Source organism: Halobacillus litoralis, assembly GCF_009856445.1.
Taxonomy (GTDB): Bacteria; Bacillota; Bacilli; order Bacillales; family Halobacillaceae; genus Halobacillus; species Halobacillus litoralis.
This window is the reverse complement of record NZ_WMFA01000001.1, coordinates 545577-564410: the sequence shown is the minus strand read 5'-3', so window position 1 is coordinate 564410 and position 18834 is coordinate 545577. Positions and strand designations below refer to the sequence as shown.

At 44.5% G+C, this 18834-nt stretch carries 22 protein-coding genes; all 22 read right to left on the bottom strand.

Features of this window, described 5'->3' with window-relative positions; all coding sequences use genetic code 11:
- Nucleotides 1-34: 34 nt before the first annotated feature.
- The 22 genes from GLW00_RS02580 to GLW00_RS02475 all read right to left on the bottom strand — a co-directional run bounded on the left by GLW00_RS02580 (nucleotide 35) and on the right by GLW00_RS02475 (nucleotide 18749).
- Nucleotides 35-1129 (bottom strand): class I SAM-dependent methyltransferase, encoded by a 1095-nt coding sequence (locus GLW00_RS02580; RefSeq protein ID WP_160910945.1) that lies wholly within the window; start codon nucleotides 1127-1129, stop codon nucleotides 35-37.
- Nucleotides 1126-2457: an FAD-dependent oxidoreductase gene (locus GLW00_RS02575; RefSeq protein WP_160910943.1), complete on the bottom strand. Its 1332-nt coding sequence runs from the start codon at nucleotides 2455-2457 to the stop codon at nucleotides 1126-1128. The genes GLW00_RS02580 and GLW00_RS02575 overlap by 4 nt, the downstream gene beginning before the upstream one ends.
- 282 nt (nucleotides 2458-2739) lie before the next feature.
- The gene (locus tag GLW00_RS02570) at nucleotides 2740-3075 is read right to left on the bottom strand and encodes a DNA-directed RNA polymerase subunit beta (protein WP_160910941.1); all 336 of its coding nucleotides are present in this window, start codon (nucleotides 3073-3075) and stop codon (nucleotides 2740-2742) included.
- A gap of 21 nt (nucleotides 3076-3096) precedes the next feature.
- On the bottom strand, nucleotides 3097-3918 hold the full coding sequence (locus GLW00_RS02565) for a flagellar hook-basal body protein (protein ID WP_160910939.1): 822 nt from the start codon (nucleotides 3916-3918) through the stop codon (nucleotides 3097-3099).
- Between the two features lie 17 nt (nucleotides 3919-3935).
- Nucleotides 3936-4760, bottom strand: coding sequence for a flagellar hook-basal body protein (locus GLW00_RS02560; protein WP_160910938.1), 825 nt, complete (start codon nucleotides 4758-4760; stop codon nucleotides 3936-3938).
- Nucleotides 4761-4790: 30 nt separating this feature from the next.
- Complete coding sequence (locus tag GLW00_RS02555) at nucleotides 4791-5789, bottom strand: rod shape-determining protein (RefSeq protein WP_089652050.1); 999 nt, start codon at nucleotides 5787-5789, stop codon at nucleotides 4791-4793.
- Between the two features lie 255 nt (nucleotides 5790-6044).
- A complete protein-coding gene (gene spoIIID, locus GLW00_RS02550; RefSeq protein ID WP_160910936.1) occupies nucleotides 6045-6326 on the bottom strand; it encodes a sporulation transcriptional regulator SpoIIID in 282 nt (93 codons plus the stop codon).
- 350 nt (nucleotides 6327-6676) lie between these two features.
- Entirely contained in the window at nucleotides 6677-7573 is an 897-nt protein-coding gene (gene spoIIQ / locus GLW00_RS02545; protein WP_335808426.1) for a stage II sporulation protein SpoIIQ, read from the bottom strand.
- 181 nt (nucleotides 7574-7754) lie between these two features.
- Nucleotides 7755-8780, bottom strand: coding sequence for a stage II sporulation protein D (spoIID, locus tag GLW00_RS02540; RefSeq protein ID WP_160910932.1), 1026 nt, complete (start codon nucleotides 8778-8780; stop codon nucleotides 7755-7757).
- 127 nt (nucleotides 8781-8907) lie between these two features.
- Nucleotides 8908-10218 (bottom strand): UDP-N-acetylglucosamine 1-carboxyvinyltransferase, encoded by a 1311-nt coding sequence (murA, locus tag GLW00_RS02535; RefSeq protein WP_160910930.1) that lies wholly within the window; start codon nucleotides 10216-10218, stop codon nucleotides 8908-8910.
- 34 nt (nucleotides 10219-10252) lie between these two features.
- Nucleotides 10253-10960, bottom strand: a complete 708-nt coding sequence (locus tag GLW00_RS02530) for a YwmB family TATA-box binding protein (RefSeq protein WP_160910928.1) — start codon at nucleotides 10958-10960, stop codon at nucleotides 10253-10255.
- A gap of 102 nt (nucleotides 10961-11062) precedes the next feature.
- Nucleotides 11063-11296 (bottom strand): DUF1146 family protein, encoded by a 234-nt coding sequence (locus GLW00_RS02525; RefSeq protein WP_089652055.1) that lies wholly within the window; start codon nucleotides 11294-11296, stop codon nucleotides 11063-11065.
- Nucleotides 11297-11501: 205 nt separating this feature from the next.
- Nucleotides 11502-11906 (bottom strand): F0F1 ATP synthase subunit epsilon, encoded by a 405-nt coding sequence (locus GLW00_RS02520; RefSeq protein WP_089652057.1) that lies wholly within the window; start codon nucleotides 11904-11906, stop codon nucleotides 11502-11504.
- A gap of 72 nt (nucleotides 11907-11978) precedes the next feature.
- Nucleotides 11979-13388, bottom strand: a complete 1410-nt coding sequence (atpD, locus tag GLW00_RS02515; protein WP_160910926.1) for a F0F1 ATP synthase subunit beta — start codon at nucleotides 13386-13388, stop codon at nucleotides 11979-11981.
- Between the two features lie 41 nt (nucleotides 13389-13429).
- Entirely contained in the window at nucleotides 13430-14293 is an 864-nt protein-coding gene (locus tag GLW00_RS02510; protein ID WP_160910924.1) for a F0F1 ATP synthase subunit gamma, read from the bottom strand.
- A 33-nt stretch (nucleotides 14294-14326) separates the two neighbouring features.
- Complete coding sequence (gene atpA, locus GLW00_RS02505; protein ID WP_160910923.1) at nucleotides 14327-15835, bottom strand: F0F1 ATP synthase subunit alpha; 1509 nt, start codon at nucleotides 15833-15835, stop codon at nucleotides 14327-14329.
- A gap of 15 nt (nucleotides 15836-15850) precedes the next feature.
- On the bottom strand, nucleotides 15851-16399 hold the full coding sequence (locus GLW00_RS02500) for a F0F1 ATP synthase subunit delta (RefSeq protein WP_160910921.1): 549 nt from the start codon (nucleotides 16397-16399) through the stop codon (nucleotides 15851-15853).
- Nucleotides 16396-16917, bottom strand: a complete 522-nt coding sequence (gene atpF / locus GLW00_RS02495) for a F0F1 ATP synthase subunit B (RefSeq protein WP_160910919.1) — start codon at nucleotides 16915-16917, stop codon at nucleotides 16396-16398. The genes GLW00_RS02500 and atpF overlap by 4 nt, the downstream gene beginning before the upstream one ends.
- Before the next feature lie 233 nt (nucleotides 16918-17150).
- Nucleotides 17151-17363 (bottom strand): F0F1 ATP synthase subunit C, encoded by a 213-nt coding sequence (gene atpE, locus GLW00_RS02490; protein WP_014644824.1) that lies wholly within the window; start codon nucleotides 17361-17363, stop codon nucleotides 17151-17153.
- A gap of 50 nt (nucleotides 17364-17413) precedes the next feature.
- Nucleotides 17414-18136 carry a F0F1 ATP synthase subunit A gene (gene atpB, locus GLW00_RS02485; protein WP_160910918.1) on the bottom strand — a complete coding sequence of 241 codons (723 nt, stop codon included), beginning with the start codon at nucleotides 18134-18136 and terminating at the stop codon, nucleotides 17414-17416.
- A gap of 24 nt (nucleotides 18137-18160) precedes the next feature.
- Nucleotides 18161-18529, bottom strand: a complete 369-nt coding sequence (locus tag GLW00_RS02480) for an ATP synthase subunit I (protein WP_160910917.1) — start codon at nucleotides 18527-18529, stop codon at nucleotides 18161-18163.
- A gap of 1 nt (nucleotide 18530) precedes the next feature.
- The gene (locus tag GLW00_RS02475) at nucleotides 18531-18749 is read right to left on the bottom strand and encodes an AtpZ/AtpI family protein (protein WP_160910916.1); all 219 of its coding nucleotides are present in this window, start codon (nucleotides 18747-18749) and stop codon (nucleotides 18531-18533) included.
- Nucleotides 18750-18834 lie beyond the last annotated feature (85 nt).

The window sequence follows — 18834 nt, the reverse complement described above, 5'->3', positions numbered from 1 at the left end:
TTATTAGGTCACTCTATATCCATAGCGGTTTTATTTATGAGCTCCGTGTCAGTTCATTTGTTGAGGAAGAGTTGGTAGAAAGAGTTTGTTCGCTGCTTCCTGCCATTTGCGTATGTTTCATTTCCCTTACTGGGCTCGTCGGGCTCAACCAAAAGGTGTACCACGAACCTTCTTTAATTATCGGATCAAGGTCGAACAGTTCATATTCACAGCTTTGAGAAATCTCTTTCAATTCTCCTTTGTTAGGCAAGGCAAAAAGGTTGGAGTGAGCGACAAAGAAGCTGTTAAAGGCTGAAGAAAATGCTTCTCCATGCTCCGTTTCATTGATTGGTGTAATAACTGAGATCAGCCCTTGATTACTCACGTAAGTGTGGAGGTGATTCAATAGACGCCTGCGATCTTCCGGATGAATATAGTGGAAGATGTTATGCAGGAGGACGACATCCACATTTTCCTCCTCACGAGGTTTCCACTCATTAATATCACCGACTTCAAAGGTGATGTTCGGATAACCTTCAGATAAGGTACGCGCTTTTTCAATGACCTTCTGATTGATGTCTACTCCGATCATTTCCAAATGCGGATATTCCATAGCCAGTTTTCTTAGGTATCCTCCATGTCCACAGCCTAAATCTACGACAGAAGTTACTTTTTTATCTTTGATCATCCGCTTAATCTTCTTAATAGCGAAATGCTCAAGCAGAGCAGACGTTTCTGCGACTACTTCTCCATGTCGCTCATGGTTGAATTCTGCTCTTTCGTGGGATTTCATGATGTCTGGGTACTTTAATAGTGTCGGCAGGTGCAATTCCATCATTTCTTTCAGTAAGGCTTTAACTCCAGGTGACTGGTCATCTCCCATCAAGCTGGCACATTTTCTTTTTGATGTTCGAAAGCGGTTGTTTGGGCGTTTTTTCATATGCTTAACCGCTACTCCCACATTCACCCAGGAAGCGAGCAGGTCATAGGGATAACCCGTTTTCTCACTGATTGCTTCAACTGTCCTCGCTGTCCTGAATTCATCAAAAAGACCGAGTTCTGATCCCACATAAGCGTGCCAGCTAGGCAGGAACGATTCGTTCTTTTTCATCCATTTCCTTGCCTGCATCGCCGTTACCCATTCATTCATGATATCCTTCCTTTCTCGTTTCTTTTCCAAGGATAATCTTCTTCTTCAGAAAAGAGATACTGACGCTGTTTTTGATCTGATACCCTTTTTTGTCTTGATGGAAGCATACTGCCTTGGACGGCTCTGTCCACCAAACTGAAATCCCATTTTCCAAGTCCTGATATATTCAGCATTTGTTTGACGTGAAGCTGATCATCATCATAGATTCTCTGGACGGCTTTCAAACGGAATTTCCTCCACCATTCGTATTGGAACGAATAAACAAGAGCCGACAAATGACTTAAGTTGAGTAAGAATTCTACACGAGGTCTGCGCACATCCTCATAATAATGAAGATAGTCCGTGTAGGTTTTCCCCTCTTCCTTACACCAGGCCAGAAGCTCACCTAATACATCAGCATCCTGGATGGCGAGATTCATCCCCTCCCCGGCCATGGGGTGAACGGTGTGCGCGGCGTCCCCCAGGATTGCTATATTTCCGGAATAATAACGGTCGACATGATACGTAAATGGAATCATCAATTGAACCGTTTTCCAATCTTCTATGGTCCGAACCCCCTCTGCAAGCTCTGGTTCCAGTTCACTGTAAGCTTGATAGAGGGACTCCAGCCCTTTTTCCTGAATGCGTTTATACTCTCCGGCTTTGATTAAAAACACAGTCCGTACTTCGTTATCCGGGAGAGGGAATAATCCTAGAAAGCAGCTGGATGTCGTAATGATTTTTCCTTTTGTAAATGATGCTGGACGGGGAATGGTCACCGTCAGAAAATGATGATTGTAGTCTTTCCTTTTCACATGGACATTCATGGCATCACGGGTAGGTGAGCTTCGTCCTTCTGCTCCTATGTACACTTGAGCCTGGACGTAGAATGTCTCCTTCTTGTGCTTCACCTTTGCCATCCCTTTTTCAAAACCCATGAACCTTGCCCCTGGAAGGTAATGAAAAAATTCATCATATTCTTTCCCCTTATTCCTTAGGATTTCTTTTGTTTTTTCATGGGGCACCATTAAAGCATGATCGTAAATGCTGGCGACACGACTGTAACTCAACTCTGTCAGGTTGATCTCTTCAGGAGTACTGCCACGGTTACGTTGAACTTCCTGAAAACGCAGTTGGTCGATAACATGACCGTTCTCTTCCACTTCGTCCAATACGCCCAACCTTTCGAGAATAGCCAGTGTCTTGGGTTGCAGAAGTTCACCTTTATATACAGGAGATTCTCTTTTGAGCTGCTCCGCTATGACCACATGAACACCACGGCTGGCAAGCTTCGCCGCAAGAGCAAGTCCTCCTACACCGCCGCCTGCAATAAATACATCTGTCTTCAAGATTATGATCCCTCCCCGCTTCTTTGTCCTCTGTACGGTTGTAATTCCCTATTCCATGGCTTGAAAACATCTGATGCGCCGCTTCATTGGTACGGAAAAGGAAGAGATACGTAACTGGAACCCTATAAGCCGTGAGCGGTGCCAGGCACCCTCAGCCATATACGCGGGGCCAGGCTTTGTGTTCAAAAAATCACAATTGGAACAAAAAGAACACGAGTCGTAACGACTCGTGTTCTGCATATTGAATAAGCTTATCTCATAGAATGAAGTACAAGCTAACGATTATTCTGTTTTTGTCACGATATCCCAAATATGGCGCCATGTATCCATTTCAAGCGCGTCTGTGGGGTTACCATCACCAATAACTCCATATCCGACCATTAATCCAATCAGTAAGGCCGCCGCACTGAAAAGAAGGACAAGGATGATCCGCAGCCATATCGGCAGGACTCGCCGTCGCCCTTTTCTCGGAGCTTTCTCTTCGGCTTCCGACTTCTGTTTGTTGGACGATGCTTTCGTCGGCTTCTGCTTCGTGGCTTCATCTAAAGCTTGACGCTTTTTTTCTCTTTCCTGATCTTTATTTAGCTTTTTGCCAGTTGATTTAGGATCTGTTGCCATGGTCCGTCAAACTCCTTACGTTTATGATCTCAGTTGACTCACAAGCCCCATCATTTGATCACCTGTGGATATGGATTTGGCGTTGAATTGATAGGCACGTTGAGACATCAGCATTTCTGTCATCTGCTTGGCTACATCCACATTCGATGTTTCAAGCGTCTGGGACTGCATTTTCACATCTCCAGAAAGCACATCTCCCATAATTCCATCCTCTTCTACATTGTCTGGAATACGGAAACGATTCGCCCCAATCGATTCTAACATACGTGGCCGGACAGCTTCACTAACATCCAACGTGCCTTCCACCACTTGGTTTTGATTTCTTGTGACTAGAATTCTTCCATTCGGATCGATATTGATGGCTTGAAAATTGTCTTCAAGGATAATATTTTCACCGTCCGCACCGATGACTGGGTGGCCATCCGCATCTGTCAGAAGCAATTGACCATCATCGATCGGATTCAAATAGAAGTTTCCTGCGCGGGTATAGTGAATTTCCTGGCCTTGTTCCGTCGTAACTCGGAGGCCGAACATATGGTGGTCTTCCAATAAAGCCACATCCAGTTCCCGGCCCGTATTTTTCAGGCTTCCCTGAGTCAGATCAAGGTTCGTGTGACCAAGCTTTGCACCTGAACCAACCCGGATGCCTTCCGGTGTCAGCCGGCCGACCTCTGCTTCAGAGTAAGACTGGTTGTCGATCTGTTGATACAGTAATGAAGAAAAATCGGCGTTGCGGCTTTTGTATCCTGTCGTTTCACTGTTAGACAAGTTGTTTCCGACAAGATCCAGCTTTTTCTGCAGCTGCCCCATCGTTACAGCCGATTGGATCATTGAACGATTCATGAACGTTGCCACACTCCTTAACTAATTCTTCCGATTTCCGTCACTGCTTTTTGCATGCTCTGATCATAAGCTTTTAAGACACGCTGGTTCATTTCGAATGAACGGTATGTATTCATCATTTCTGTCATGGTCTTGTTCGGATCGACATTTGATTGCTCCAGATGGTATTGATGAATAGAGAAACCGACTCCTTCTTCCATTCCGGGATTCAATAAAATGGTCCCCTCATCAGAAAGACGATAGAGATCGTTTCCTTCTTTAACCATTTGAGAAGCATCCGGTGTATAAGACACTCCGAGTGTGAGGGCCTGTCCATCTACGGTAAGCTCTCCATTTTGTGAGACATCAAATTCCATGCCGCCCGTATTGATTGGCTCTCCGTTTTCGTCCAAAACATAATACCCGAGATTTGTCGTCAAGAAACCTTCCCCATCTACAGTGAAGTTCCCATTACGTGTGTACCGCTCTTCTCCACCTTCATTCTGGACACGAAAGAAAAGAGAACCGGACTCCTCCGGCACCTCATTTTGTACAAGGGCAAGGTCTGTCCCCACCCCTGTTTCTTTCAGGTCTCCTTGAGCAAAAGAAGGAATCGCTTCCTGCATATAAACACCTGTGTTAAGGGATCCTACATGTCCGCCACCAGGTATTTTGAATCCATTCTTCGTCGGGATCGTTTTGCTTCCCATCCGCTCGATCAATAGCTCTGGAAAAGCACGCATCGTTCCCTGATCTGCTTTGTACCCGGGTGTGTACGCGTTCGCCATGTTATTCGACAACGTTTCCTGCATCCTCTGGTTGGCCATCATACCTGCTGCTGCTGTGTAAAATCCCCTTAACAAGGTGTCCTCACTCCTTCCGTCCCATCTAAACTATAGTTTCGTGGAAATACGCTTATCAATATTTTCAAGCATGATGCCTGTACCTGTAGCGACACAATCCATCGGAGATTCAGCTACAAGAACAGGAACCTTCAACTCTTCGGCGAGCAGTTGGTCAATGCCATGCAGAAGAGCTCCGCCGCCTGTCATGATCACTCCACGATCAATGATATCAGCAGATAGTTCAGGTGGTGTACGTTCCAGCACTTGTTTCGCTGCTTGAACGATGACCTGCACAGACTCGCGCAAAGATCTTTCAATTTCTTCAGAATTGACGGAGATCGTTCGTGGTAATCCGGACACCATGTCTCGCCCGCGAATTTCGATTTCCTCGTTTCTTGAACCGGGGAACACCGTAGCCACACTGATCTTAATATCTTCAGCTGTGCGCTCACCAATCAACAGTTTATATTCTTTTTTAATGTATTGTAGAATCTCATGGTCAAACTTGTCACCGGCCATTTTAATTGAAGAAGCCGTGACAATATCACCCATGGATAAAACAGCGACATCCGTTGTGCCACCTCCGATATCGACCACCATGTTTCCGCTTGGCTGGAAGATATCCATACCGGCACCAATCGCTGCTACCTTAGGCTCTTCTTCTAAATATACTTTTTTACCACCGGATTTCTCAGCCGCTTCTTTGATCGCTTTCTGCTCCACTTTCGTAATGTTCGTCGGGCAACAGATCAACATGCGCGGTTTTGATAAGAATCCTCTCACGTTTGTTTTTTGGATAAAGTGCTTCAGCATCGCCTCAGTAACGTCAAAATCTGCAATGACACCGTCCTTAAGCGGCCGGATAGCTTCAATGTTGCCTGGCGTACGTCCGACCATCCGGCGGGCTTCTTCACCTACCTCAAGCACTTTCCCAGTGTTACGGTCCATGGCAACCACAGACGGTTCGTTCAATACAATTCCTTTACCTTTTACGTGGATGAGTACGTTCGCTGTACCCAGGTCAATTCCTATATCTCTCGCAAACATGTTCTGTAGATCCTCCCTATTGTAAAAAACATAATCCAAGTAACGTGCAAGACCCTCGTAATCCGTTACGTTACACCGGCAATGGAGATCAATCTCCTTCAACTTATATTTCCCTATTGTTTCAAGTTCTATTTTCGATTTAAATCATGCACATCTAGTTCTTTATTCTATCACAAAATTACGACATCCGTCTCTTGAGAGATGAAAAAAGTTACCAAATATCGAGGAAATATGACAAAGGGAGGAGAACAGCGTTCAGGCGAGAGGTTGAACAGGTTGATCATCCACGAATTGAGACTTGTATTTTCTGCGGGTCGCTTCTCCACCTCTGAGATGGCGGATTTCTTTATGGTGATCAAGTATCTTCTTCACTTCCTTGGCAAGTTCAGGATTTACTTCCGGAAGCCTTTCGGTCAAGTCTTTGTGGACCGTACTTTTAGAAACTCCAAACTCTTTGGCAATCACTCTTACCGTTTTTTTCGTTTCAATAATGTGCTCACCGATCTTGATAGTCCTCTCTTTGATGTAATCATGCACTCCACTCGCCTCCTGTGATTGACTATCCAAGGGGGTGGGATTCTTAGGAAAGCGGTTCAATTGTTTGGTTAAGGGTGTTTACTCTGGAAGTTAAATCATGCTGGATCACCCTGGATGTTACCGAGTGCTCGGTTATCCTCATTGTATTAATAAAAGTTCTAAGATATGCCAGATGATGCATGGGGTGATGTGATTTCTTGTAATTTCATGCTTGATCTCAAACATTGAAAATCCGTGTCTTCATCTTATGTAACTCAAAAAGCTTCATACATGCTTAAACGCACTGCAGAAACAAATAGACACCAGCTTAGAAATAAACACAAAAAAAACGAGGGCAGAACCCTCATTTTTTAAGCTTGTGTGGTAGAGATGGAAGAGGCACTATCTTCATCTGGTGTTTGCTCTTCATCTTCAGAACCAGCTGGATCTTCATCCGTATTCAATTCTTCATCCGTAGACTGCTCGGCATCATCAGAAGATTGCTCTGTACCTTCAGAAGGCTCTTCGCCGTCTCCTTGTGGCTCTTCAGCAGGAGCTTCATCTTCTTTTTGAGCTTCTTCTCCTGCATTTTCAATGATTTTACTCATTGGCTGACCGAAAAACTCTTCAGGATTAACAGGCTGGCCATCACTGCGCACTTCAAAGTGTACATGGACACCACTTGCTTGACCGAAGGAGTTCTTACCTGCAGAACCAAGGACATCACCTTGTGCTACATCTGATCCTGCTAAAACATCGACATCTTCTAAACTAGCATACACAGTAGAAATGTTTTCATCATGTGTGATTTCAATTACATTGCCGTATAGCGGATCCTCTTTAACTTCTGTGACTGTTCCTGACAAAGCTGCTGTAACTTCGAAAGCTTCTCCATCTTCTCTAGTAATGTCTACGCCTTCGCTTTGGTAATACTTATTGTTGTATAGGACCAGTGCACTTTCTTGATCTTGCTCGGAAGCGTCGTAATCATAGAATTTAGTGACAATGGATGCTGTCTTTTCATCTGCTACAGGCATTTCCAAGTTTTCCTGGTGTTCCATGACTGGCACAGTATCTTTCTCATTATCTGCCGTCAAAAATTCGTCCTGGACTTTGGAATCCGGCTGCTCCGCGATTTGATCTTCCAAATCACTAGCTCCCTGCTGATACCAGAACACTCCGACAAGTACTAATGCAGCCACTGACAAATACAATGCTGGATACAACCACTTCTTGCGCATCAAGCGTTTGAACTTTAATTTAGTCACGCTTTTTTTACCTTCCTCTTTCATGTTCATCACCTCAAAAACCATTCTGAACACTTATTTGGAATTATATACATTCACAAGAAAAAATTTATATTTCATAGAGTACTTATACAAGATTGGCTCCCATTCTTAAAGACAATAAGTTAAAACAACGAAAAAAAGAGCTGCACAGGGCAGCTCTTTAGTTTACGGTGTCTTCTTTTTCAATGGTCAATGAAGCCGTTTGGGTACTGAGTGGAGCAATTTCTGTATCCTGGTAATAGTGGTGAATGATTTCTTTATAATCCTTGCCTGATTTGGCCATGCCATTGGCCCCATACTGACTCATTCCTACGCCGTGGCCATAGCCTTTCGTTGTGAAGATGACATGATCCCCTTTTTGTTTGATAGCAAAGTCACTGGATGGCAGCCCGATTTTTTCACGGATTTCTCTTCCAGAAAACGATTGATCCCCGAAATGAACTTCATCTACCCTGTTTCCTTCTGTCTTTGTCATCGTAGTCTGCTGGATCCCTGCCCCTATGCTAACTCCCAAGGCTTGCTCAAGCTCTGCAACGGTAATGATTTTTTGATCCACGAATTTCGGTGATTCCTGATCCCATGGACTTTCTACACTTTGAAGGTATGGAATGTCATGCTCCCAATAATCTCCTGCGTTTTCTGTGTAGCCGTTACTCGTTGAGAAGAAAGCGGCCGTTATGGGCTGTTGGTCATACGTAATAATTTCACCTTTCGTAGCGTTGACAGCCTCTGTGATTTTCTTCATGTTCTCTTCATAATTATCTTTCCATTGACTCCTTAGTTGGTCTTCATCCTTATACACTTGGTGACTGACTGTATCGGTAACATCTGCTTCTGAAGAAACCTTCTCCCCTTGGACCAGGTGGCGCGTAATATAAGTTCTGGCTGCAAGGGCCTGCGCTTTCAAAGCTTCCATTTCGAAATTCACGGGCATTTCAGAAGCGACGACTCGAGCAACATAACTTTCTAACGGAACCTCTTCCACCTCTTTTGTCGTGCTGCGTAATACTTTGACTGCAAAAGGTGAGTCCTCTACGCTCGCTACTTCTTCTGTTTGCGGAGTTTCCTTCACTTCTTCCGTACCCCCGGAATTCGTAAATGGAACGACAATCATCGTTGGTAAGATGAGTATTATTGTGAATAAACCACATACAGCAAGTATTCCAATTCCATTGTTTTTTTTCATCCGCATCCTCCTGGTTACATAGTAAATCCCTCTACTAAAAATGTATCCAGAAATAGAAGATGATAGAACTAAAAAAGCTTACCTATTTCAAAAATATTGAAACAGGCAAGCTATAAAGATGTATATATTATAATGTCGATACTGATTCGCTTGGTTCGTGATCTTCTGAATAAACTTCTTCTTCTCTAACACGCTCGATATCAGCGCCGAGTGTAGCTAATTTCTCAGCAAAATCCACATATCCGCGATCCAAGTGCTTAAGCTCCGTTACCCGTGTATATCCATCGGCAACTAAACCTGCCAGGATCAACGCTGCTCCCGCTCTAAGATCGGTTGCTGCAACTTCTGCACCCTGTAAGGATGACGGTCCTTCTACAATGACACTGCGACCCTCAATTTTCAAATTCGCGTTCATACGACGGAATTCTTCGACGTGCATGAAACGATTTTCAAAAACGGTTTCTGTAATGACGCTTGTGCCTGCTGCATTCAGCATCAGAGCCATCATTTGAGATTGCATGTCTGTCGGGAAACCAGGGTGTGGCATTGTTTTAATGTCGGTGGCTTGAAGAATATCCGGTCCAATTACACGTAGACCACTTTCTTCTTCTTGAATGGTGACGCCCATTTCCTCCATCTTGGAAACAAGAGGACGTAAATGTTCGTGCATGGCACCTTGTACGAGAACATTCCCTCCAGTAATTGCTGCAGCTACCATAAATGTACCTGCTTCAATACGGTCAGGGATGATTGTATGAGTCGTACCAACAAGCTTCTCTACACCTTCGATGCGAATGGTTTCTGTTCCTGCACCGACGATGTGTGCGCCCATTTTATTCAAATAGTTTGCCAGGTCGACAATTTCTGGTTCTTTCGCACAATTTTCAAGAATTGTCTTTCCTTCTGCAAGAGCTGCAGCCATCATGACGTTTTCTGTCGCACCAACACTTGGTACATCGAAGTAAATTTTCGCACCTTTCAGGCGGCCGTTAACTTCAGCTTCAACATAGCCATTACCAACGGTTACTTCAGCTCCCATTGCTTCAAAGCCTTTTAAGTGCTGATCAATCGGGCGTGAACCAATGGCACATCCTCCAGGCATAGCTACCTTAGCATGGCCATACCGGGCCAAAAGTGGTCCCAATACAAGAACAGAGGCGCGCATTTTCCTTACATATTCAATTGGTGCTTCCGTTTCCAGTTCACTAGAAGCATCTACCGTGACTGTGTTACCCACCATATTTACATCTGCATTCATATGTCGGATCACTTCATTGATCGTATATACATCAGCTAGTGCGGGTACTTCATGCAGTACGCTTTTTCCTTCACTTGCAATAATACTTGCTGCGATGACAGGCAGTACGGCATTCTTGGCACCTTCTGCTTTAACGGTACCATTCAGCTGCCTCCCACCACGGACGATGATTTTTTCCAAGGTTCATTCTCCTCCGCGTCCATATTCATTATTATTAATATTCAGCAGTTATTATGGGTGTGCCAATCGTGATGTTTGTCTCCCCGCCCAAAGTTCGGGTCGCGAATTGAACGTTCATCATTCGATCCCCAGCATCAATGGCCTGATCCCACTTTTGGGTGTATCCGGTCCTGCTCGTCCAACCGTTTTCGTCGATTTCATCTATTGTTGTTATGTCGAAAGCTTGTTTGAATTTTTTATACACTAAAACATCATCAATAATACCACTAAATTTGGTCTTAATACAAGAGAAATTAGTGACATTTTTTGAGAAAAATCGACGAGATATTTCATTCATGCTTGTTTGATTAATGTTTGTTAATGAAGGTGTTCCCTGTCCTTCTGTGGTATAAACCACTTCCACGTCGCTCCACGCATTTTTTGGAACAATCATGCTAAAACTTTCGATGATTTCTTCGTTTTTATGACTGTTTTTGACGTTATACTTCACGGCGTTCATCGTAATCTCTTCTGTTACGACAGAATCAGACCAGAACTCCAGGAGATCCACTTTCAAACGATCTGCCTTTTTTCTAGATACTTTTTCTTTCATCGTGATCGTCCAGCCATTCACTTCAAGCTGCTTATCCGCAGCAAATGACGAAAACTCCATGAGGGTTTCTTGAGCTCCTGTCATTTCCTGTGGATAAGCACCTGTTCCTATAATTAATAGAGCAATGATTCCAGCCAAAACACTTTTCATTTTGAATGCCTCCCCAAGCATTTTCTTACTATAAGTTTGACCTGAGAAGAGGACATTCATACGAAACATTTCCTAACAACTTTAGACATTTGTCCAACATCTTTAAAATAAATAAATCAGGCTGTTTGACCACTTAATAAAATCAAGAAAGAAGTTGCTGACCGTTGTTCCTAGTGCGATGGTTACTAAAATAAGCAAGGCCCTTGCTTCAAAGACTTTGTTTTTCCTGAAGAATGCATCAAAATTGATCGACTGCAAGACCCTCCAGGTGATGATGATGAAAATCAAGTGCGAAGTCATGCTGAGAATTGCTTCTTCTGCAAAGTATTGTTCCATAGGTGCTGCTCCTTCCCTGAGGAATGTCGAGATCTCTCATCTCTCCATCAATGGTTCAAGATAAACTGACAAAAGAGGGAATATTCCACTCCATTTCCCGGGCAATAATAGACATTTTACATCGTTTTGACGGGACTATCCAAAATTCGCTGGCGAAAAAAAGCTGTATAACTCACAAAAAAACTGCTCTCGTAAAGAAAGCAGTTTAGAAGTTGTTCTCATAAACATTCAAGCGATTCAAGGCACGCTTGAGTGCCATTTCAGCCCGTTGGAAATCAATGTCGGCTTGTTTGTCCTGAAGGCGACGTTCGGCACGTTCTTTAGCCATACGGGCACGATCGATATCAATATCCGCTGGTTTTTCAGCAGATTGAGCAAGAATCGTGACTTTATCTGGACGAACTTCCAAGAAACCGCCACTTACCGCGATACGATCTGATTTGCCTTCCCCTTTAAGACGAACAGCGCTGATCGTCAAAGGCGCGACCATCGGAATGTGACCTGGAAGGATCCCAAGTTCACCACTTTCCGCCTTACAGCTGACCATTTCAAATGCATCTTCCAACACCGGGCCATCAGGAGTGACTACACTCACCGTCAGTGTGCTCATTCGTATTCCTCCTTGGCTGATCATGAAGAGGAAGAGGAACTTTACTCAAGCCCCTCTATCCACCAGACCTGTTTATTGCATTTGTTTTGATTTTTCAACGACTTCTTCGATTCGTCCAACTAGACGGAACGCATCTTCCGGAATATCGTCGTATTTGCCGTCAAGGATTTCCTTGAAGCCTTTCACTGTTTCTGAAACAGGCACATAAGAACCAGGTTGGCCCGTGAACTGTTCTGCCACGTGGAAGTTCTGAGAAAGGAAGAACTGTACCCGACGTGCACGGGATACTGTCAATTTATCCTCATCAGAAAGTTCATCCATACCCAGGATTGCTATGATATCCTGAAGCTCTTTATAGCGTTGAAGTGTACGCTGAACTTCGCGGGCGATTTCGTAGTGCTCTTCGCCGACGATTTCAGGGTCAAGAGCGCGAGAAGTGGAAGCAAGCGGGTCCACGGCTGGGTAGATTCCTTGCTCAGATAGCTTACGCTCAAGGTTTGTCGTTGCATCCAAGTGGGCGAAAGTTGTGGCAGGAGCAGGGTCCGTATAGTCATCGGCAGGGACATAAATCGCCTGGATAGAAGTAACGGATCCTTTGTCTGTCGATGTGATTCGCTCCTGAAGCTGACCCATCTCTGTAGCAAGCGTCGGCTGATAACCAACAGCTGATGGCATACGTCCAAGCAGGGCAGAAACTTCAAGACCACCTTGGGTGAAACGGAATATGTTATCGATAAAGAATAGAACATCCTGTCCTTCTTCATCACGGAAGTATTCGGCCATCGTTAGTCCAGATAGGGCCACACGCATACGTGCACCAGGTGGCTCGTTCATCTGTCCGAATACCATGGCTGTCTTCTTGATAACTCCGGAATCAGTCATTTCATAGTAAAGGTCGTTTCCTTCACGTGTACGCTCACCAACACCTGCGAATACGGAAATACCACCGTGCTCTTGGGCGATGTTGTTGATCAATTCCTGGATCAGAACGGTTTTACCTACACCGGCACCACCGAACAAACCGATCTTACCACCTTTTACATAAGGGGCCAGAAGGTCTACTACTTTAATCCCTGTTTCAAGAATTTCAGTTTCTGTAGCCAGGTTTTCAAATTTAGGAGCTTCGCGGTGTATTGGGTCACGACGGACATCACCAAGTGGCTCATCAAGGTCGATCGTGTCGCCTTCTACGTTAAATACACGTCCAAGAGTTACTTCCCCTACAGGTACAGAAATCGGCTTACCTGTGTCCGTAACTGTCGTACCACGCATGACACCATCCGTAGATGACATGGCAACGGTACGAACGGTATTGTCACCCAGGTGAAGGGCAACTTCCAATGTAAGATCGACGCTCTTTTCGTTTTCGTTTTTCGCTTCGTAACTTACGTGCAATGCGTTATTAAGATCAGGGAGATGTCCATCATCGAACGTTACGTCAACAACGGGTCCCATGATTTGGGTCACGCGTCCATTACTCATCGATTTCCCTCCTAACTTACTGTTCAAAAATCCGAGAGATCCTATTCGAGGGCAGCTGCACCGCCGACAATTTCGGTGATCTCCTGGGTAATAGCAGCCTGACGGGCACGGTTGTAAGAAAGAGTAAGATCTCCGATCAAATCATCAGCATTATCTGTCGCACTCTTCATTGCCGTCATACGTGCTGCATGCTCACTGGCCTTACTGTCGAGTAAAGCACCATAAATCAAGCTCTCAGCGTATTGAGGAAGCAAGACTTCCAAAATCTCTTCTTGGTTCGGCTCATACTCATACGAACTTTGGTTGGCTTTACCCTCTTTATTCAAGTCTGTCAGTGGAAGAATTTTCTTCTCTGTCACTTCTTGAGTGATGGCACTGACATAATGGTTGTAATAGATAAACAGCTGATCGATTCTTTCATCTGTGTACAGCTGTACGGTATCTGAAGCAATATCTTTGATATCAGTGAAATCTGGTTGATCAGATATTCCCGTGATATCCATATCGACAGGCATGTTCCGTTTACGGAAAAAGTCACGCCCGATCCGTCCGATGGTAATAAGGGTGTATTCATCCGCTGACGTATGCTTGCTTCGGATTTGCTGGTACACCTTACGAAGAACGCTGCTGTTGAATGCTCCAGCGAGTCCACGATCGGAAGTGATGACGAGATACCCAGTCTTTTTGACATCACGGGCCTCAAGCATCGGGTGACTTGCATCTCCGCCACCTTGGGCGATGCTTGCCACAACTTCCTGGATCTTCTCACTATAAGGTACAAACTTCTTCGCATTCTGCTCGGCACGGTTCAGCTTGGAGGCAGATACCATCTCCATCGCTTTCGTGATTTGCTTCGTCTTTTTCGTTGACGTAATCCGACCTTTAATATCTCTAAGGGATGCCACGCTGTTTCACCACCCTTTCCAGCTATGATTCATTTATTCAGAAACGACAAACGTTTTCTTGAATTCTTTCACAGCACCACTCATATCTTCATCTTCTGCAAGCTTGCCTGTCTCACGGATTTGAGTCAGAAGCTCTTTACGGTTGTTATCCAACCAGTTATGGAACTCAGATTCGAAGCGAGTGATATCTTCGACTGGAATTTCATCTAAGAATCCTTTTGTCAGTGCGTAAATGATCATGACTTGCTTTTCGACGGCTAGTGGTTGGTGAAGACCTTGTTTCAAGACTTCAACTGTACGGGCACCACGGTTCAACTTGGCCTGAGTGGATTTATCCAGATCAGAACCGAACTGAGCGAATGCTTCCAACTCACGATAAGAAGCCAAGTCAAGTCTCAGTGTACCGGCAACCTTCTTCATCGCTTTGATTTGTGCGGAACCACCAACACGAGATACGGAAAGACCCGCGTTAATCGCTGGACGTACACCAGAGAAGAATAAATCAGACTGCAGGAATATTTGACCGTCGGTAATGGAAATTACGTTTGTCGGAATATATGCAGAGATATCTCCTGCTTGTGTTTCTACGAAAGGAAGAGCAGTCAAAGACCCGCCGCCTTTAGCATCACTAAGCTTCGCTGCACGCTCTAGCAAACGAGAGTGTAGGTAGAATACGTCTCCCGGGAAGGCTTCACGGCCTGGAGGACGACGTAGAAGTAGAGAAAGTTCACGGTAGGCAGCCGCCTGTTTAGAAAGATCATCATAAACGACCAATACGTGCTTGCCGTTGTACATGAAATCTTCACCCATGGATACACCTGCATATGGTGCAAGGTATAATAATGGTGCAGGCTGAGAAGCACTTGCGGTTACAACAATTGTGTAATCCAGTGCACCATGACGACGTAGAGTTTCTACTGTGCCACGAACGGTTGACTCTTTTTGACCGATCGCTACATAAATACAAACCATATCCTGATCGTGCTGGTTTATAATCGCATCAATGGCGACAGATGTTTTACCTGTCTGACGGTCACCGATGATCAATTCACGTTGTCCACGTCCAATTGGTACAAGAGCATCGATGGCTTTGATACCTGTTTGAAGTGGCTCATCAACGGATTTACGATCCATAACTCCTGGTGCCGGTGATTCGATTGGGCGTGTTTTTGTCGTTTCAATCGGACCGCGTCCATCGACTGGTTGTCCGAGTGGGTTTACGACACGACCAAGCATTTCTTCCCCGACGGGTACTTGCATGATTCGTCCTGTACGACGTACTTCGTCGCCTTCTTTAATATCTGTATATGGCCCTAGAATGACAAGACCAACGTTACTTTCTTCCAAGTTTTGTGCCAATCCCATGACACCATTAGAGAATTCAACGAGCTCACCAGCCATGACATTATCAAGACCATGAGCACGGGCAATACCGTCACCAACTTCGATTACGGTTCCCACATCATTGACTTCTATATCTGATTCATAGTTTTCAATTTGCTGCTTAATCAGCGCACTGATTTCTTCAGCTTTGATGCTCATGCCATTTCACCCCTATCATCTATTGTTCGCAGAAACTAACTTCCGCTCTATGCGGCGAAGTTTTCCACTGACAGAACCATCAAATATGCGATTACCGACTCTCAGGCGAAGCCCGCCAAGGATAGAAGGATCGACGATATTCGTAAGGTTCAAGGACCGTTTACCTACTTTCGGTGCAAATGTTTCTGATATGCGCTGTTTTTCAGCTTCAGAAAGTTCCCTCACAGAGTAAACATCCGCATCTGCAATGCCTTTAGCATCGTTCATCATTTCAATGTAAAAACCGATCATATCCACAATGATTTCTTCACGATGTCTTTCCACCAACAGCTTTAAAGTATTAACGATCTCGTCAGAAAAAGACTGAAAAGAATCGCCAACAAACTTTTCCTTCTGCTCCATGGAGAACCGTGGATGGTTCAGGAATGAGATGATTTCCTTATTGCCGCGAAAAACATCACGTAAAGTTACCAGTTCGGATTCAAATTGTTCTAGTTTCGACTTTTCTTTTCCAAGTTGGAAAAGGGCATCAGCATAACGTTTAGCAATGATGGATTGACTCATCGCTCTTCGCCTGCCTCATCGATATATTGGTTGATCAGCGCCTCTTGATCCTTTTGTGAAAGTTCTTTTTCAATGACTTTCGAAGCAATCATGACAGACATGGTAGCCACTTGATCTTTGAGGGCTTGGACAGCTTTTTCTTTCTCCTGCTCGATTTCTTGACGAGCAGATTCCTTGATGCGTTCAGCCTCAGCACGTGCTGACTCAAGAATATCTCTTTCTTGCTGGCCTGCTGTTTTACGAGCATCCTCAATAATACTCTGTGCATCCTGGCGTGTCGCTTTCAACTCTTCAGAAGCTTCACGCTGCATGCGCTGCGCTTCTTCACGGCTTTTCTCGGCCGTGTTTATTTCATTTGCTACATAATCTTCACGTTCTTTCATCATGTTCATCAATGGTCCCCATGCGAACTTACCTAAAAGAGCAAGTAAACCAAGGAAGAAAACAAGTTGAATGATCATGTCACCTATATTAAGCCCTCCAGCTCCGAGGACCAGACTCTCTGTGAATCCTTGCACAGTTTTCACTCCTCTCCACACCATCTCGTAACAGGTTTACACTTCAATAATTTCCGCAAGCCCTTTCATGATGCTAGGGCTAGACAAGCGAAAAACCCGGCTTCCGCTGTACATACAGCTTCCGTCGAAGTTTTCTTACCGTGACTTTCGGGTATAAAGTTTTCGTAAGGTATAAAGGAAAGGCGAAGATCGATGGAGTTGAACTTCGCCATAAGCGTATATGCTCGTCCTAATTATTGTCCCATTACGATGAATGCAATAACAACGCCGATGATAGGAATCGCCTCTACTAGGGCAACACCGATGAACATTGTTGTTTGAAGTGCACTGCGCAATTCTGGCTGACGCGCAATCCCTTCTACTGTACGACTAACAATCAAACCGTTACCAATACCAGCACCTAGTGCCGCTAAACCTACTGCAATTGCAGCTGCTAAAAGACCCATAATGAAAATCCTCCTCAATATTTTTAAAAAAGTTAATATAATGCTTTATATTAATGGTCTTCGCTCACCTTGTGAGACAAGTAAACCATCGTTAACATAACGAAAATAAACGCCTGGATAAAACCAATAAAAGTACTAAAGCCCATCCATGCAATCATCGGAACGGTCGCTCCGATAAACCCTCCAACGCCTGTCGCTGCTAATCCAACGAGCAAGCTTAGCAGAATTTCACCTGCGTAAATGTTCCCGTAAAGACGTAGACCAAGAGTCAACGTATTTGAGAACTCTTCAATAATTTTGAATGGTAGCAAGAATGGCAATGGACGTACAAATCCTTTTGCATATTCTCTACCGCCCCGCAGTTTCACTCCATAATAATGGGACAAGACGACAACTAAAGTCGCAAGTGTCAAAGTGATTCCCGGATCAGCTGTCGGTGATTTCCACCATAGTGTGTGTCCAACCACACCGTTGGTGACTACCCCGAGCATGTTCGCTACGAAAATGTAGGCGAATAATGTCAGTCCCAGCGGTAAAAAGAGCCTACCTGTTCTCCAATCCATGTTGGAACCGATAATTCCTTTAATGAAATCAATCAGCCATTCCATGAAATTTTGAAAACCTGTCGGATATCGCTGCATGTTTCTTGTCGCCGCTACGCCGAGGATGAATACGATCAATGACGCGACAAACATCATCAATACGTTTGACAAATTGAAATCCAACCAAGAGAGTCCAAACGCATCCTCCCACATCGGTGCTTCGTGATTCAAACTGTTCACCTACCTTCCATCATGCTAAACTGTTGATTTATTGAACAGATAATCTATTAAAATGACAATATAGGCTGCCATTAAGCCCAATACTACTGCAATCAAATGGAAATATTCTTCAAACTGAAGGGCTATGACTACGGCTAAAGCACCGGAAGCCAATCGCGTAAACGTACCTATTCCTCTAACGGAGCGGTTATCTGCGGAAGCTTCGCCAAGCTTGCGGATCTTTCTTTGCATGAGCCAGAGGTTGTAGAAGCTCAATGCACTTCCTAACAGAAGTCCGAGGAAAATCGGTTGCCAAGGGGTGATGCCCCAACCAAGTACAAATAAAGCCAGAAGGTAGAACATCCATTTTCGCTGACGGGTCATCATCTGTTGATATCCTTGCATGTCAATCGTCTCCCGTGTACGTGCGTACTAAATGAATGGTCCCATATGTACCTGCCCCTAACCCTAGGAGCAATCCTATGATTAAGAAAATGGGTTCTGTGGAATAGTGACTATCAATCCATTTCCCGAGGAAAACGCCGGCTAAAGGTCCGCCTGCGAGTTGGGATGTGATCATGCTGGTTAAAGCCATTGCTTTGAAGGGTGGTTCGGTCTGTTTCATCCGCTCTTCCTCCACAATTTTCTAGTGGCTGAAAACCTTGTATGTCACCTATGAAAACCTTATCATTCCACACTATGTAAGAATA